Here is a 16,780-nt window from a genome sequence, read left to right as displayed (position 1 = left end):
CTTTTATACATTGAAGAGGAACTCAAACAGATCGCCATCCTGAACGATATAGTCCTTACCTTCAGAGCGAAGCTTACCAGCCTCTTTTGCACCCTGTTCTCCCTTGTACTTGATGAAATCATCATAAGCTATAGTCTGAGCGCGGATAAAGCCCTTCTCAAAGTCTGAGTGAATTTTACCTGCAGCCTGAGGTGCTGTAGCACCAACTTTTACAGTCCATGCACGAACTTCCTTTACGCCTGCAGTAAAGAATGTCTGAAGTCCCAATAGTTTGTAACCTGCTCTGATAACTCTATTAAGACCAGGCTCTTCAATACCAAGTGAATCCATAAATTCCTTTCTGTCTTCATCTTCCATTGACGCTAAATCAGCTTCAATAGCTGCAGATACAGGAACTACAATTGAGCCTTCTTCATCAGCGAGCTTCTTTACAGCATCAAGGTATGGATTGTTTGTAAATCCATCTTCTGATACGTTTGCAATGTACATTACAGGCTTGATTGTCAGGAAGTTGTAGTTTCTTAAAGCTTCACGATCAGCCTGTGTGAAATCTACAGTTCTTAACATCTTGCCTTCTTCAAGAGCGGGCATACATTTTTCTAATGCGATAACCTGAGCTAAGGCTTCCTTGTCACCACCGGTTCTTGCTCTCTTTTCCAGTCTAGAAAGAGCCTTTGAGCAGATATCGAGATCAGATAGTGCAAGCTCTGTATTGATAACTTCAATATCAGATATAGGATCAACATGGCCTGCAACGTGAATAACGTTCTCATCTTCAAAGCAGCGAACTACATGAGCGATAGCATCGGTTTCTCTGATGTTCATCAAGAACTGGTTGCCAAGACCTTCACCCTTTGATGCTCCCTTTACAAGACCTGCAATATCAACGAATTCCATTGATGTAGGAACAACTTTCTGAGGTTTTACAATCTTTGAAATCTCATCGAGTCTTAAATCAGGTACCGGTACGATACCAGTGTTTGGCTCGATTGTACAGAAAGGGAAGTTTTCTGCTGCAATACCAGCTTTTGTTAATGCATTAAATAGGGTAGATTTTCCAACGTTTGGCAAACCTACGATACCGCATTTAAAACCCATTTTTTATCTCCTAATTTGGCTTGAAACCGTTGATTAATGCTGTTGCTTTAGAAACGCCTTGAGTAAACAGCATTTCAATTCCGATAATAGCTGTCTGATAGGCATCGTCAATTTTGTTCTGATCGGCACTGTTTGGTCTTCCAAGTACCCAGCTTATAACGTCTTTTGATGGTGGTTTACCAATACCAAGTCTAAGACGGTAGTAGTTCTGTGAATTTGCAAGACATTTTGTGATTGATCTTAGTCCGTTGTGACCTGCAAGACCGCCTGCAAACTTAAGCTTCATAAAACCAGGCTCAAGATCAAGATCGTCATGAAGAACTAAAATTTCTTCAGGCTTAATCTTAAAGAAAGTTGCAAGGGCTCCAACAGCTCTTCCTGACTCATTCATATAGGTGGTTGGAAAGATGAATCTAACCTCGCTGTCTGCGATTTTACCTCTTCCTGTCAAACCTGAGAATTTTGCCTCAGGGGTTAATGTTACTGAGAATTTGTCACATAATTTAGTCAAAAGATCGTAGCCAATATTATGTCTTGTATGATCATACTCACTACCGACATTTCCAAGTCCTACGATAAGACGGATCTGACAGATATCTTTACTCATTGATCTTTTTTACACCTTCAATCTGGTCATATGGAAGTTTGTTTGCAAGCTCACTGACGCTCTGGTTATGTTTTGCAATTACGGCATCAGGTGCAATTTCCATCAGCGGAATAAGTACAAAAGCTCTTTCATGCATTCTTGGATGAGGCAGTATAAGCTCTTTTTTATCTGATATAACATCATCATAAGTAAGAATATCTATATCAAGAGTACGAGGTCCATCCTTGAAGAGTCTTACTCTTTTGTATTTTTGCTCTAAATCCTGAAAATGTTTTAATAGCTCTTCTTTTTCATAGGTTGTTTCTATAATTGCACAGACGTTTACAAAATCGTCCTGATCAAGATAACCTACTGGCTTTGTGCAGTACAAAGAAGACGCTTTTAAGGAAGTTACCTTATCAAGAGATGATATATCCAAAAGAGCGTTTTTGATAAGAGATTTACTGTCTCCCATGTTAGAGCCAAGTGAAAGAAATGCAACAGCCATTATATATCCAGTTTCATTGCCTTACGCCATTCTTTGGCTTTTCTTAACTGTTCCTGTCTTTCTTTTGATGTATATTGCTCATCATCAAAAGACGTATTTGCTCCTGTTGCCTTTTTCTTTTTTCTCTTCTCAAGCTTTAAAGCTTTCTTTTCTCTCTTTGCAATCTTGCGCTGTTCTTTTTCCTTCATTCTCTGCAAAGCAAGTTCTTTTGCTCTTTGATAGTATGGTCTTAACAGTGTGACCATAGGCTCAAGATATGGCTCGAAGTATGATCTGATAACCAGAAAATCAAAGGCTGCTCTGAAAATACCTTTTTCAGATAGTGCAGCTGCTGCTTTTTCGTTTGCTGTATCAAACTGAATCTGTGTTCTCCACATTGATGTTATGCTTTCAGTTGTAGCATAAGGAATGTCTGTAACACTGTACTGAGCATTGAGTACATTGTTAACAGCAATGGTTGTAAGCTCAGTTAAAGTCAGAGGTTTTATAGAGTATTCATTTTCTCTTTCAAGCTCATAATATGACTGTCTGAAAACAGGATAGAGCAGTACAGAATACAGAAAATGCGGCATATTAGGCTTTTTGATAGCAGAGCGCGCATCTGAGCTTTTAAGTGAATATTCAACAAAGTCTGTATATGCCTTGTTGTTTAAAAGCTCAACTGTTCCTGGAAATAACAGCTCAAAGATACCATACTCTCTTAAAATGCAGAAACTTTCATATCCATGTCCGGTTAAAAAGATTTTGTTAACCTCTTCATACATACGGGCATTTGAAACCTCAAGAAGATTCTCTTTAAGTTTCTGTATTGGCGCACTTGTTCTTTTAGTTATCTTGAATCCAAGTTTTGCACTGAATCTTAGAGCTCTTATCATTCTTACCGGATCTTCAAGATATCTTGTACTTGGATCGCCAATCATATCGATCTGCATTTTTACAAGATCATAAAGACCACCAGTGTAGTCATAAATGAGTCTTTGTTCAGGATCAAGATATAGAGCATTTATGGTAAAGTCACGGCGCTGAGCGTCCTGAGTGATGCTCTTACCAAAAACGTTGTCTCTTAAAAGCATGCCAGACTGATCGGAGACTCTGTTTGACATCTTTGGGCTGACACCTGTTTTTGCCTGCACCTTGTTATTTCGGAAAGTTGTTATTTCGATAATTTCGTTTCCGCGTATTGCATGGACAATCTGGAAACGTCTTCCGATAATTCTTGAGTTTGGAAGTATCTTTACAATCTGATTTGGTGTTGCATCTGTTGATACATCAAAGTCCTTTGGGTTTTTTCCAAGCAATAGATCTCGAACACATCCACCAACAAGATATGCCTTAAAACCGCTAGCTTGTAATAATCTTATGCACTTTACCGCTTTTTCTGAGAGTAAAGACAGATCTAATCCAAGTTCATCGGTACTTATTGTATAAGCTGACAGCTTCTTTTTGCTGCTTTCCTTGTGCTGTTTTAACTGTGCAACATCAAGCTTTAAAAGTGGAATGTTTATTTTTTCTTCTCCGAATAAAAAAATTTGTGACATTATACCATTTTTTTCAATTCTATGAGTTTTAAAAATCAGTTAATTGAAATCACCTTATCGGTTGTATTTATACTGCTTAAAGTAAATCTGTCTGCTGCTTTTTGTAAAATCTGTCTGCAGCTTAGAGTATGCAGGTTTGATATATCCTGATTTAAAAATTCAAGTGCCTTTATCAGTACTTTTTCTGGTGCCATCAGATCAAGTGCAGCTTTTGAATGATTCTGTTTTGACAGCTTGTGATTCTCATCCATAAGCGCAAGCGGAATGTGCAGATAATTAGGTTTACAGGCTTTAAAAGCTTCGTACATTTCAATCTGAACCGGAGTTATATCTATAAGATCAGCTCCTCTTACGATTTCTGTAATGCCCATATCAATATCATCTGTAACGCAGGCAAGATTGTAAGAGATTATTCCATCCTTTCTTATAAGACAGACAGTGTTTTGAATGTTATCTACAAAGACTTCCCCTCTTAGAGCATCATTAAAACTGCCTTTATTGTTTTTAACCTTATAAAACAGAGCTGTATTATCAGATTTTTCTAGATGTAAGGATGAACAGGTGCAAGGTCTTTGTTTAAGCAGGGCCCTTGTACAGCTGCAGTAGAAAGCTTCATTGTTTGTGAATAGATAGTCTCCTTGCTTTAAATATCTTTTGGTGTTTTGTGTTTGAATCAGGACTTCTCCATCAAAGACAAAACCAAGAGTATTCAAATCGTCAAGAATTGCTTTTGTATTTCCAGTCTTGCATCTTTCAAGATCAAGATCTTCTATTCTAAGACAGCAAAGACCATCCTGGCTTTTTGCTCTTAAAAAAGCAGCAACGGCACAGACAATTGAGCCAAAATGTAATCTTCCTGATGGTGATGGGGCAAATCGACCTTTATAAGTCATAAAAAAAACAGGTGGCTTATACCACCTGCTCTTGTTAAATTAGCCTTCTAGCTGCTTTTCTTTGATTTCTGCCAATGACTTGCAGTCAACGCACAGATCAGCAGTTGGTCTTGCTTCAAGACGCTTGATGCCGATTTCAATACCGCACTGCTCGCAGTAACCAAACTCATCATTCTCAATCTTAGCTAAAGTCTTATCAATCTTCTTGATAAGCTTTCTTTCACGGTCACGAGCTCTTAGCTCTAAAGCAAACTCTTCTTCCTGTGATGCTCTGTCTAGAGGATCTGGGAAGTTTGCAGCCTCACTCTTCATATGACCTACTGTACGATCTACCTCGTTGCGAAGCTGATCTCTCCAAGCGGTAAGGATCTTCTTGAAATGAGCCTTCTGGTTCTCATTCATGTACTCCTCACCTGGCTTCTCCTGATATGGCTCTACACCAGCAATAGCCAGTGGGCCCATAGATGCAAAAGATGCAGCATTCTTTTCGTCGCTTGCCATAGTTGTTTTCCTTATACCGTTCAGTTGACAGTTTAATCTTTAAATTAAGTATGCTGTAAAAAACTTTAAAATCAAGTTTTTATATTTAAAAACCTTTTAGAGCTTGCAATTATGCTAGAAATATTAATATCTATCAAGAAAATATCTCAATAATTTGAAGTATATATCGATCCTTGTTCAATATTTTTTCACATAATTCAAAATTCGAGCAAAATATCATTGTTTTGAATTGACTTAACATTTTTGCAAATTAGGACACAACTGCAAGAATAATTTTTTTCAAAAATACATTCGGAAATTGTTTTTTGAACAGCTAATTTTGTTAAAAGGATTTAAATGGATAATTGCTCTTTTGATTATTTGGTAATTAGAACAATCATCTTTTGTTATAATATGCGTATTCACGTATAAAAAAGCTGTAGACATGGATAACAAAAACGATTTTATAACTCATTTCTCTGCTGTTGATGAAGAAGACAGACAGAGAAGTGCAGAAGTTGAAGATGGAAGAGTGGAACCATCATTTGGAGATGGCTCATCAACTTTATATGCAAAGGCAGATTCAGACAGTAGAGTAGCTCCGTCATTTGGAGAAGATAAAACTCGTGAACCGTCAGGTGTATCTGATGAACGTATAAATCAAAGCATTGATACTCAGGCAGGTTCAAGTCCTTTAAGTGATGAATCAAATAATGCATCTGATCGTGAGTTTATTGGTAACTCACAAAAAGATGATAATGAAGATATGAAAAAAGATAACAAAAAAGATAACAAAAAAGAAGTTCCAAACAAGAATAATAAAAAGGACAATGATTCAAAAGGCAAAGGTCAGAAAAGCATAAAAAAACGTTTTGTCCTTTTCTCTTTAAAGTCATTTGCAGCTGCACTTGCTATCATCTTCATTCTTTTTATTTATTTTGATTCTGTAATTCTCTCAAGATTCGGTGTTGATGACAAATGGGTTTTACCTGCTGTTGTTTATTCAAGACCGCTTGAGTTATATCCTGATCAGAAACTTTCCCTGAAGGAAATGGAGTATGAGCTTGAATTATTAAAATACAGAAAGGTTAAGAATCCAAGAATTCCCGGTGAATATGCTGTTAATGCTTCAGCATCTAGAATTGTTCTTATAAGACGTCCTTTTGATTTTCCTGATTTAAAAGAAGACAAGATAGCTCTTGTAATTGATTTTAACTTGCACAGAGTTGCAAGCATCAAGAATGCTGATACAAGAGAAGAATTAGGCTATGTAAGAATGGATCCGGTTTTATTAGACAGAATAAACCGTATCGATCCTACTGAGGACAGAATCTTTATTCAGTTAAGCGAGGTTCCTCCTGCACTTATCACAACACTTCTTGAGATTGAAGACAGATCATTTAGAACCAACTGCGGTGTAAATTTCCTTGCAATTGGAAGAGCCTTTGTAAAGAACACTCTGGCAGGTGGCGTAGTTGAAGGTGGCTCTACAATTACTCAACAGCTGGTAAAGAATTATTTCTTGAATTCAGAGCGCAGCTATATCCGTAAATTCAAAGAGATCATCATGGCGCTGATAATGAATCAGCGTTATACAAAAGATCAGATCCTTGAAGCCTATATGAATGAAATTTATTTAGGTCAGAACGGAAAAGCCGGTATTTACGGCTTTGGCTTGGCATCCTATTTTTATTTTGGTGTGCCAGTATCAGAGCTGACTCTTGATCAGATGGCTTTACTTGTCGGTATCATCAAGGGACCTTCATATTACGATCCATGGAGACATCCTGAGAAAGCACTTGAAAGACGTGATGTTGTTTTATCTGTCCTGAAAAAGCGCAATGTTATTACACAGACAGAATATGAGCAGTACAGTGCAAGACCATTGGGTGTAATAAAGCGTGGTTCAATGAACTACTCAAAGACCCCTGCATTTATGGGTGTTCTTAAAAAAGAGATTGCATCAAAAAAGGAATTTGGTCCTGACTTTTTGTCTGGTAACGGCATCAAGATTTTTACAAGTCTTGATCCACAAAGTCAGAAAGCTGCTGAAAATGCTGTTGAAAAAGAGCTTGGTGCAATTGAAAGAGAAACAGGACGTAAAGGCCTTGAAGCTGCTATGGTTGTAAGCTCCTGGAGAACTGCTGAGGTATCAGCTGTTGTAGGAAGCAGAACTCCGCAGTATGCTGGTTTTAACCGAGTTTTAGAAGGTCGCCGTCAGGTTGGCTCCATTATCAAGCCATTTGTATATCTGACTGCATTCCATAACGGAATTCATTTAGGTACTATGGTAAATGATGTACCAATTTCAATCAAACTTTCAAGTGGAAAACTCTGGCAGCCAAAGAACGATGATAAACAGACTCACGGTCTGATACCTACATATGTTGCTATGGCTCGTTCTATGAATATTCCAACCGTAAAAATCGGTATGAGAGTAGGCCTTAACAATGTTCGTCAGACACTTATGAATGTGGGGCTGGAAGATAACAGAATTCCAAACTATCCATCACTGTTCTTAGGAACCATTGAGCTGACACCATTTGAGGTTGCTCAGATTTATTCATCACTGGCAACTGATGGTGCTTATAAGGATCTGACAACATTAAGAACAGTTGTTAAAGATGGAAAGGTGGTTTATGAAAGATCCAATTCAAGACTTGAAACAACTATTGATCCTAGAGATTCTTATCTGACACTTTATGTAATGATGCAGGCAACAAAGATTGGTACAGGCAGAAGAATTGGAAGACTCTTCCCTAATGTTAATATTGCAACCAAGACAGGTACCACAAATGACAATCGCGATTCATGGACTGTAGGTATTGATTCAGATCAGGTTGTTGCAACCTGGGTTGGTTTTGATGATAACAAGTCAACCGGTCTTTTCGGTGCATCAGGTGCAATGCGTGTTTACGGCAGATTCTTAACTGAGCGCGGTGTAAACTCACTTGAACTTAATAAACCTGATGGTATCAAGTTTGTTAACTTCAATCAGGAGGGTAATATCGTATCAGATGAGTGTCTTATCCCAAATCTCAATTATCTTCCTGCAAGAATAGACAAGATACGTTATGTGAAAACAGACTGTGCATTCTCAACAAGCTCTGAGTATACACCAGTTCCATTTTCTTCTTTCACTAACTGATGATATCTGATAATTCTTAAGACATTGTAAAAAGTTAATCAAATAAAATTGCAGAACTTACCTATCTTATAAGTTCTGCAAATTTCATCTGATAGATAATTTAAGAGACTAATTTTTTATGCATTGGTATTAACAGCAGTGCTGCCATCAGGTCTCTTGTAGGTATCGGGTGTCTTGCCCTGAAGAATATAGCTAAAAGAAAGAATTACAGCGATGATTTCAAAAAGCTCTTTTGGTACGTCTTCGCCTTCTTTGAGATTTTTAAGCTGATTTAAAAGAGCAGGATCTTTATGAACATATATTCCAAGCTCTTTTGCCATTTCAATGATAGCCTGAGCCTTACTCTCATATCCAAGAGAGCTTACAAATGGTGATGGTCTATCCTTGCCATAGGAAATGGCAACAGCTGCTGTAGCTGATTCATATGTCTTTTTAAAGGACATATCCTCATCAGTTACATTAATTTTGTTTTCATTATCGTTACTGCTGTTTTGTTCCATACAATCTCCTAGGCATCAACGCTGAATGTTTCATTGAGTTTTCTGCCATTGTCAGCAGCACTAAAAGAGTTCTCCTGACTGTTATTCATATGTATAGTACCAAGTCTTGTGCTTACAGAGCGGGTAGTGATACCAATATCCTGCAGAGTTTTCTGAAGCTTTGGCAACTCATTTTGAACTCTTTCAAGGCCCTGCATGTTTTCTGCAATAACTGCAATCTTGATTTCAGGAAGCTTTGCAACTGCTTTGATTTCAACGGCACCAATATCTTTCAAATCGAATGCGAAATTAAGATGCCATGCTTTCTTTCCGTCTTCTTCAACGACAGGGTAAGCATTGAATCCACCTTCTTTTCCACCATCATAATTAGGAGGAAGTGGCACATACTGGAACATAACAGGAAGATTGTCCCTGTTAGGATTCTGCATTCTGCTTATCTGCTCAAATGTCTTGTCGATAAGTGAACTTACAGTATGCTTGCTTTCTTCTTTTAATATCTTTTCTGCATCCTTTGAAAGTTCATGATCAAAATCAGCTGCATCATCATCAAGATCAACCGCTTTCTTCAAGAAAGAGTCAACAGATTTACCAAGCTGACTGAATCTTATTGCAAGAAGTAAAAATGCCCACTGATGCATTGCAAGAGCCTGTGTCGAAGATGGTGACATCGGTCCTTGAGTAAAGTTTAACCAGTTTGATACAGAAGGCAGATCTTTTACAGGATCTGATAACTTATCTAAAAGATTCTTTGCTTCATCTCTTAATTTCTGTGGTAGAGCTGTATTAGACAGCTGAATCTTTAATTCATTGGTAAAATAATCTAAAGGTGAGCCCTTTGGATAATTACTGTTTAAAGTTACCGTCATATTCTCAGGATTTACTGCGCTGTCAGTATGAACTTCAACCTTATGCGCTTTCTTTGATGAGAACAGGGATGAGAGTTTTGACAGAATTGAAGATTTCTCTTTTACCTCATCAACTTCCTGAACAACGCTCTTTTCAGGAATTGGCTCTTCATTTCCCTGAGTAATAGCTGCAGCTCCTGCAGTTTTTTCAGGAACAGCACTTATTTTCAGCTCTTCACTGATACTGTCAGTCTTTTTAGCTGATATATGAGAAAACTCACTATCAGATTCTTTTAATACATCTGATGGAACAACACTGTCTTCAAGTTCATTTGAAGGTATAGTTCCAAGAAGCATTTTTGTGCTGAATTCTGTAAGTCTGTTATTGTTTCTTGAATCAACAAAAGCAGTGCTATCAGCAGATCCTGTTTTTACATCAGTTTGCTGAATATTTGTGCTATCAGGTTTTACAGTCTGATCTAAAGAGGAGTTGTTTACTTTTTCAGATACCTTTTCAGGAGAATTTGATATGCCGCTGTTCTTGACTGCATTTTCAGCATCTGTTTTTGTAGGTTGCGCAGTAAATGGTTTATCAGTTGTAAATATTGAAGGCTTTTTTAAGCTTGCATATTCAAGATCACCTTGTTGATCAGTGCTCTTGTACAGTTCAAAAGATGGATCCTGATCTGCACTTTGTGTTGCATTCTTTACATCAGAAACTGATGCATTAAACTCTGGCATATTTTTTATGTTGAAGCTGTTATTTTTACCTTCAATCTTAGAAAATGCAGATTCATCAATGGTTGTAGTTGTATTGTTAAATGGATTTACAACGCGCATTGATGTGTTGTTATTGTCAAAGAAATTTTCTTCTGTATATGTAACAGGAGGATTGTGCTCAAATGTATTGTTTACAGGGATCTTATTATCTGCCTGAACAGCTGCATCAGCTGTACTCTTTGGGGGTTCCTTCTGAGTGTTCTGCTGTACTGGTATCTTAGCAGATTCGTTTGTAACATCATCAGCAGGAGTATCCTGTGTGTCAACAGGAGGCAGAGTATAAGAGGTCTGTTTACTATTTGCTTGTGAATTTTGAACCTGTTTTTGTATTTGATCTGAATCTTCATTGACATCTTGAACAGAGCTGTTAGCTGTAGCTGCAATATTATTCTGCGCTGTAGCCTCTGTCTGAGTCTGCTGCTTTGTCTGTTCATTATCAAATGATGCAGTATATAAAGACTGCATTTTGTTCAATGAATCAGTATTGGCTTTTACTGTTTGTGCTGTATCTGTTTTGTTATCTGCAGCCCCAATAAGTTTAGCTGTTAAATTATCAATACTGATATTCTGATTTACAGAAGGATCATTATCATCCTGTACGTTTGTAGTCTTTGTGTTTATCTGATTTTCTTTTAAAGATTCAGATTTCTTATCAGATGTATCAGAGCTGAAAGCTGTTTTCTCATTTTCATTTGCACTGCTGTCATTTTTTACAGTATGTGCTTCATCCAGAGTTTCATCTGTATTCTTTAGCTCTTCATACAACTCAGCTTTAATCTGTGAATTCTGCTTTTCTGACTGTATAACCTTTTGCTGATTTTCGGTTAAATCATCAGTTACCTTAGTATCTGAAGCCTTATTTAAAAGATTCTCATGCTCTGAAAACTCTTTAGTCTTCTGCATAACCTCTGATTGAACAGCATCAGAGTGAAGTGATTCTGACAGAGTAGATGGAGACAGAGCTTTAGCTGATGCATTTAGACTGGTTTTTGCATAGTCTGACACTTTTGTGTCATGATTGTATTCAGATGTATCCTTTGTATCTTCAATATTCTTTATCTGATACACAGAATCGTGCTGATTCTTTGCAGATGCCAGCATCTGATCTTTCACAGTCTGTTTGAATGCTTCTTTAACCTGTTCCTTTGTATCCTGAAGTTCAGATATAAATGTATTTTTAAGTTCTTTTATTACATTTGAATCAATATTTTCGCTACCTTTTGTAGCTAATTGTTCTTGTACATTTTTCTGAATATCTAATACTGCCTGACGAGTTTCCTTAAAGGAATTGTTGCTCTCTTCAATCTTTGACTGCATTGCGGCTTTAAGCTCATCAATAGCCTGCTGAGTTGCGCCCTTTATTTGTGATGTTTCACTTAAAGCCTGTTTTACAGCAAGACTTGTAGATTCTTTTACAAGATCGTTGTTTTTGGCAATCTGTTCAAGCAGTGATGATTTAAGCTCGCTTACCGCCTCTGTAGCTGCTTCTTTTGCACTGTTCTTTGTCTGTTCAAGAGATAATTTTATTGTTTCAGCAATGGCTTCTTTTACAGCCTGTCTTGCCAGTTCCCTGATATCGTCAGCACTTAGAGCATTAACAGAATTATCAAGAGCAGGTCTTGCACTGGCAGTCTGTGTTATTTCAGCTATCTCAGTTTTTTTTGTTTCCTGAATAGGAGCAGCTTTAGGTGCAGGATCTGGCAGTTTGCCCTCATTTACAATACGCTGTCTTTCTTCTCTGAACTGAGCCTGAAGTTTTGCAGCTCTTGCTGATAATTCAGATAAAGACAGTTTAGAGGCATCAACACTGCTATCTTCAGCACGGCTTATATTCTGTGTCTGTGACTGCGCCTTAGTATTTTCAGTATCTTTAACGCTTTGTGCTACAGGTTGAGTATTATTCTGAGCATCTTTTGATGGAGGGATCAGATTGCCTCTTCTGGCACTCTGAGCCGCCTTCATGATAAGTTCACGAATTCGCTTTGAGGTATCCTTTGAAATCTCATCTGGAACTTCAGTTTCAGTTTCTTTTGAAGATGCGTTTTCCTTATTTTTCTTAAAGATATCAAGATAGGTTGAATCCTCTGGGAATTCATCAAGAGCCTGTCTTAGATATCTTGTCATTATCTGTGGCTTGGTGCTTCCTGGTACAATCTTATTAATAGTCTGTACCTTATCAAGCTTTTCAAGAATTTCTGGCTGATTGCTCTTTACGTAGGCAATGGATGCATTTAAAGCTTCAGATGTAGCCTGATTCTGTCTTAATGACAGTTTTTCTTCAGGTAAATAAACATCTCTTATTGCAAGGTCACGCTGAAGACCTGCTCCCATGTTCTGAGAATCTGTAAGATTTACAACACTCTGGCAGATGAATTTTGACAGATTCTTTCCTGCTGCACTGCCTTCTGATAAAGGCTTTGGCAGTTTTTTAAGATCTGTTTCAAGTACAGTGCTTGCATCTTTTGAGCGAACTAATGTCTTTGATGTGGATAATGCCTGTGCAACTTTTTCTTGCAGTTCAGGATCTCTGTTTATTACAGCAACAGTAAGCTTTCTGTAATGACCTATCTGTGCACTGTCTGCATCGAAAGGAGTGCTTTGTATTGAATTTTGATCAGTGATGTAACCATTCAATGAGCCCTGCAACTGAGTAAAAGTTCTTGCATGGCTTTCTGTTAGGAGGCCTTTGTGTCTTGATATGATGCTTAAATAATTGGATGTTGCGTTTACATTGACGCAAGCCCCCTTCTGACCTTCATCACTCCTGTTAGAATCTGTATTTGAGACAGAACTGCCTGCTGCCTGTGATTTTAAATCTACTTCTAAACTATCCATTTGAGACATTAAAAAAAGTTACACTCACTATTATTCTTATTCTATCAGAGATACAACTGCATAAGATAATTAAAACTTCACGTTTTTTATGATTTACTGCTTAATTTTTAAAGATTTATTGAAATAAATCAGAATCTTGATATTTTTTGTTTTTTTTCTTTTAGATTTTGCCTGAATTGTACTATCGATCTGAGTGTATGCGTGCAATAACATGATAGAATTAAGCAAATAGAAAGGATTTTACACTATGAATATCAAGATTATTTCTCTGGTTTTAGGAGCTTTTGTTTTTACTCAGAGTGCAATTGCTTCTCATTCTTCGTATTCACCAATGTCTCCAAGAGTATTGTCTGTTAAGGCAAGTCATAGCGATTACAGTTACGGACTAAGCGTACTTCCTGGAAACAGTATTGATTCATTTGAGAAGATCAATAGAGATCTGCCATGGAAAACCAATTATGAGATTCTTGACAGATATATGTTAAGACCGGTTGCCCATGGATACAGGAAACTGCCTTCATTTGCAAGAAGTGGTATACATAATTTCTTTTCAAATATTTCAGATCTTGTAAGTGCACCAAACAATCTATTGTTAGGTGAATTTTCTGACTCATCAAAATCATTTGCAAGATTCTCTATAAACTCAACCATAGGTGTTTTAGGTCTTTTTGATGTGGCAAAGCTTATGGGGATTGAAGAGAAAAAGATGTCCTTTGATACAGTAATGGGCAGAGCAGGAATTGATCAGGGTGCCTATATTATGGTTCCATGTTTAGGACCTAAAACTGAAAGAAGTATACATGCATCAGGTGCTGATAACTGGCCTTACTATTTTATTGACCCAGTTACAGGTCTTGTTCTTACTGCTGTAGATGTGGTTGATTCAAGAGCCGCACTCATAGAATATGAGGAGATGGTTGATAAGTCAGTTGATCCTTATGCGACAACACGTTCTACCTATCTTATGTATGCACAGGGTAAGGTTGACCCTAACGCGTCAGTAGAAAACAAGAAAGATGAAAACGTTGAAAATTATCTAGACGAGATTGATGAATAATGAGTATTAAAGAGCTTGAACAAACAAGAGAGCAGATTGACGAAATTGATGCAAAACTTGTGTCTCTTTTAAAACAAAGACTCGATCTTGTAGCTAAGGCTGCAGAAATTAAAAAAGATACAGACTATCCTGCCTTTGATAAAACTCGTGAAAGTTATGTACTTCAAAGAGGAGAATCTCTTGCAAAGGAGAGTTCTGTTCCTGAAGGTCTTGTAACTGATATTCTAAGAAGAGTTCTAAGAGAAAGTTACAGACTAAATTCAAATACTTCATTTTCATATCCAAGAACACTTAAAACACCTGGCGATGTCGTTATTGTCGGTGGTAACGGTGGCATGGGCAGAATTTTTGCATCCTATTTTGAAAACTCTGGTTATAAGGTTTTTTCATTTGGCCACAGAGGCTGGGACAAGGCTCCTGAATATCTAAAGACTGCAAAAATTGTTATTGTCTCTGTACCTATAGATATAACTGTTGATGTAATAAAGCAGTTATCTCCTCTTTTACGTGAAGATCAGATCCTTTGCGATTTTACATCTGTTAAAGGTCCTATTGTTGATGCAATGATGAAATATCACAAAGGTCCTGTACTTGGATTGCATCCAATGTTCGGTCCTGATGTGAAGAGCCTTATAAAACAGGTTGTTGTAACTGTTCCTCAAAGAGACGAGAGCGCATCAGCGTTCTTAGTAGAACAGCTAAGACTCTGGGGGGCTCAGATATGCAAATGTAATGCTTTAGAGCATGATAGAGCAATGAGCATCATTCAGGCTCTTCGTCATTTCTCAACTTTCAGTTATGGAAATTTCTTAAAGACAATTTCTCCAGATCTAAACAAGCTTATAGCTCTATCATCACCAATCTACCGTCTTGAGTTAATGATGGTTGGTCGTCTGTTTGCTCAGGATCCTAGATTGTATTCAGATATCATTATGTCTTCAGAGGATAATTTAAGACTGATTGAAGCATTCGTCGAATCTTTAAGACAGGATCTTGAGTATGTAAAAAACAGAGATTATGAAGGTTTCACAAAAGCATTTTTGAATGTGCGTGAGTATTTTTCTGATTTTGCTCAGGTTGCCTTTAAGGAGAGTGGTTCAATTCTTGCCAAGCTGCAGGATGAAAGAAGCTGATGAAAAAATTCATAAAATATCTTACTGCTTTTCTGTTTTTAGTACTTGTTATTTGTATATCCTGCGCAATAGTTGCAAGCTATATGTTTGACAATAAAATAAACCAGGCACTAAAAAAGTTTAATGACAAACAGAATAAGCTTGAACTGTTTTATGAATCAAAGGCACATACTGTTTTTTCAAAAAACGGACTTTTATTTGTAAATATCAGCAAAACACCTTTAGGTCCTGTTAAGCTTTGTTTTGATCTTAATCTTGATTTTTCACTTCATGGAGTAAGTGCAAAGTTTAACTCTGTAAGACATAAGGGAAATCTTGATGAAATTCTTAGAGCTTATAATATTCCATCATTAAAGATTGCAGGCTCTGCAAATTTTGATCCTGTCGCTCTAAAAGGATCTTTTGATGTAAATGTTGACGGTTTTGACTATCAACTTTCAGATGGTGCCTGTTCTATTGGCTCACAAAAACTGTATGCAAAAAATTCTTCTTTAAATTCAGTCAATGTTATCTATGAGACAAACGGCATAAAGTGCGAATCTTCTAAACTGTACAATGCACGTCCTGCGTATATAGCCTTACTTGAAGATCTGAAAGTATCTCAGAAGATAAATATAGACAGAAAATCTAAACAGTTTTCATTGGATGCTACAAATATTGATATTAAAAAATTACTTTTAGATTCATCAACTCTCTACCTTATAGGCTTTGAACCTGAAGATAAAGTTAAGGATAAATCAATTAGAGACAGGATTGATCTAAGCAACGTTTCATTGAAGACAAAGCTTTTAAACAAGAGTTCTGGTAACTATTCAATTTTCATTGATCTTAATAATTCACTCAGTTTTGCATTCCCTTACATGAAAGAGAATAAAGTCGTTAATGGATATGACTTTAATGATATGCATACATCATTTGAATTCGGTCAGTTTAACTTGAAAAAGCTAGAACAGATTTTAAAGTTTGGTGAATATATTGAACTTCCTACGGCCTTTAGCAATCCAATAGAAATGAATGTTAAGGATTATTCATTTTCATTAAATGGCGCAAAAGCTCGTACCTCAGGTCTTATGAAGGTATTGTTCAAAAATGACATATCTGTAAAGGATGTTTATCTTGATTTTTATCTTGAGAGTGAGAAAAAACTCATAGATGAATATCTTGCAAAAGAGTATCTCTCATCCTTTAATATAATGCTTAACAATTCGCTTATTTCAAGAAATAACGATTTTTATAAAACACACTTTGTATTTAAGGATAAAAAAGTAACTTTCAATGATAGAGAAATGGATTTCTCATCTGATGAAACACAAAATGATGACGAAATTCTTACTGATGAAAGTCATCTTGATGAAAATATCCAAAGTGAGATTCAGTAA

At 36.8% G+C, this 16,780-nt stretch carries 12 protein-coding genes; 4 read left to right on the top strand and 8 right to left on the bottom strand.

Annotated elements, in window-relative coordinates; all coding sequences use genetic code 11:
• Window positions 1-3: 3 nt before the first annotated feature.
• The 6 genes from ychF to dksA are packed head-to-tail and all read right to left on the bottom strand — an operon-like array spanning window position 4 to window position 5,124.
• The gene (ychF, locus tag J5V48_RS03055; protein ID WP_219936991.1) at window positions 4-1,098 is read right to left on the bottom strand and encodes a redox-regulated ATPase YchF; all 1,095 of its coding nucleotides are present in this window, start codon (window positions 1,096-1,098) and stop codon (window positions 4-6) included.
• Between the two features lie 10 nt (window positions 1,099-1,108).
• Window positions 1,109-1,705 (bottom strand): aminoacyl-tRNA hydrolase, encoded by a 597-nt coding sequence (gene pth, locus J5V48_RS03050; protein ID WP_219936988.1) that lies wholly within the window; start codon window positions 1,703-1,705, stop codon window positions 1,109-1,111.
• Complete coding sequence (gene folK / locus J5V48_RS03045; protein WP_219936986.1) at window positions 1,698-2,192, bottom strand: 2-amino-4-hydroxy-6-hydroxymethyldihydropteridine diphosphokinase; 495 nt, start codon at window positions 2,190-2,192, stop codon at window positions 1,698-1,700. Before folK ends, pth begins: the two co-directional genes overlap by 8 nt.
• A complete protein-coding gene (gene pcnB / locus J5V48_RS03040) occupies window positions 2,192-3,730 on the bottom strand; it encodes a polynucleotide adenylyltransferase PcnB (protein ID WP_219936984.1) in 1,539 nt (512 codons plus the stop codon). The genes folK and pcnB overlap by 1 nt, the downstream gene beginning before the upstream one ends.
• Before the next feature lie 35 nt (window positions 3,731-3,765).
• Window positions 3,766-4,623 carry a tRNA glutamyl-Q(34) synthetase GluQRS gene (gluQRS, locus tag J5V48_RS03035; RefSeq protein ID WP_219936982.1) on the bottom strand — a complete coding sequence of 286 codons (858 nt, stop codon included), beginning with the start codon at window positions 4,621-4,623 and terminating at the stop codon, window positions 3,766-3,768.
• Between the two features lie 39 nt (window positions 4,624-4,662).
• Entirely contained in the window at window positions 4,663-5,124 is a 462-nt protein-coding gene (gene dksA, locus J5V48_RS03030) for an RNA polymerase-binding protein DksA (RefSeq protein WP_219936980.1), read from the bottom strand.
• Window positions 5,125-5,548: 424 nt separating this feature from the next.
• Here dksA and mrcB point away from each other — a divergent pair, with 424 nt between their 5' ends.
• Window positions 5,549-8,251 (top strand): penicillin-binding protein 1B, encoded by a 2,703-nt coding sequence (gene mrcB, locus J5V48_RS03025; protein WP_255557691.1) that lies wholly within the window; start codon window positions 5,549-5,551, stop codon window positions 8,249-8,251.
• A gap of 116 nt (window positions 8,252-8,367) precedes the next feature.
• On the opposite strand, the gene J5V48_RS03020 is transcribed toward mrcB, so the two are convergent.
• On the bottom strand, window positions 8,368-8,751 hold the full coding sequence (locus J5V48_RS03020; protein ID WP_255557690.1) for an EscU/YscU/HrcU family type III secretion system export apparatus switch protein: 384 nt from the start codon (window positions 8,749-8,751) through the stop codon (window positions 8,368-8,370).
• An 8-nt stretch (window positions 8,752-8,759) separates the two neighbouring features.
• On the bottom strand, window positions 8,760-13,211 hold the full coding sequence (locus J5V48_RS03015) for a hypothetical protein (RefSeq protein WP_219936978.1): 4,452 nt from the start codon (window positions 13,209-13,211) through the stop codon (window positions 8,760-8,762).
• A gap of 247 nt (window positions 13,212-13,458) precedes the next feature.
• Between J5V48_RS03015 and J5V48_RS03010 the strand changes: the two genes are divergently transcribed.
• From J5V48_RS03010 to J5V48_RS03000, 3 genes are all read left to right on the top strand, one after another.
• A complete protein-coding gene (locus J5V48_RS03010; protein WP_219936976.1) occupies window positions 13,459-14,268 on the top strand; it encodes an MlaA family lipoprotein in 810 nt (269 codons plus the stop codon).
• On the top strand, window positions 14,268-15,401 hold the full coding sequence (gene tyrA, locus J5V48_RS03005) for a bifunctional chorismate mutase/prephenate dehydrogenase (protein ID WP_219936974.1): 1,134 nt from the start codon (window positions 14,268-14,270) through the stop codon (window positions 15,399-15,401). Before J5V48_RS03010 ends, tyrA begins: the two co-directional genes overlap by 1 nt.
• A gap of 83 nt (window positions 15,402-15,484) precedes the next feature.
• Window positions 15,485-16,780 carry a hypothetical protein gene (locus J5V48_RS03000; RefSeq protein ID WP_219936972.1) on the top strand — a complete coding sequence of 432 codons (1,296 nt, stop codon included), beginning with the start codon at window positions 15,485-15,487 and terminating at the stop codon, window positions 16,778-16,780.

This window comes from Succinivibrio faecicola (genome assembly GCF_019448115.1).
In the GTDB taxonomy this organism is placed as follows: domain Bacteria; phylum Pseudomonadota; class Gammaproteobacteria; order Enterobacterales; family Succinivibrionaceae; genus Succinivibrio; species Succinivibrio faecicola.
The sequence above is the reverse complement of the archived record's forward strand: the minus strand, read 5'-3'. Positions and strand labels throughout refer to the sequence as shown.

What these genes read in the sequence shown, in the direction of transcription:
- ychF (WP_219936991.1), bottom strand. Translation starts at nt 1,098, where the DNA reads ATGGGTTTTAAATGCGGTATCGTAGGTTTGCCAAACGTTGGAAAATCT.
- pth (WP_219936988.1), bottom strand. Translation starts at nt 1,705, where the DNA reads ATGAGTAAAGATATCTGTCAGATCCGTCTTATCGTAGGACTTGGAAAT.
- folK (WP_219936986.1), bottom strand. Translation starts at nt 2,192, where the DNA reads ATGGCTGTTGCATTTCTTTCACTTGGCTCTAACATGGGAGACAGTAAA.
- pcnB (WP_219936984.1), bottom strand. Translation starts at nt 3,730, where the DNA reads ATGTCACAAATTTTTTTATTCGGAGAAGAAAAAATAAACATTCCACTT.
- gluQRS (WP_219936982.1), bottom strand. Translation starts at nt 4,623, where the DNA reads ATGACTTATAAAGGTCGATTTGCCCCATCACCATCAGGAAGATTACAT.
- dksA (WP_219936980.1), bottom strand. Translation starts at nt 5,124, where the DNA reads ATGGCAAGCGACGAAAAGAATGCTGCATCTTTTGCATCTATGGGCCCA.
- mrcB (WP_255557691.1), top strand. Translation starts at nt 5,549, where the DNA reads ATGGATAACAAAAACGATTTTATAACTCATTTCTCTGCTGTTGATGAA.
- J5V48_RS03020 (WP_255557690.1), bottom strand. Translation starts at nt 8,751, where the DNA reads ATGGAACAAAACAGCAGTAACGATAATGAAAACAAAATTAATGTAACT.
- J5V48_RS03015 (WP_219936978.1), bottom strand. Translation starts at nt 13,211, where the DNA reads ATGGATAGTTTAGAAGTAGATTTAAAATCACAGGCAGCAGGCAGTTCT.
- J5V48_RS03010 (WP_219936976.1), top strand. Translation starts at nt 13,459, where the DNA reads ATGAATATCAAGATTATTTCTCTGGTTTTAGGAGCTTTTGTTTTTACT.
- tyrA (WP_219936974.1), top strand. Translation starts at nt 14,268, where the DNA reads ATGAGTATTAAAGAGCTTGAACAAACAAGAGAGCAGATTGACGAAATT.
- J5V48_RS03000 (WP_219936972.1), top strand. Translation starts at nt 15,485, where the DNA reads ATGTTTGACAATAAAATAAACCAGGCACTAAAAAAGTTTAATGACAAA.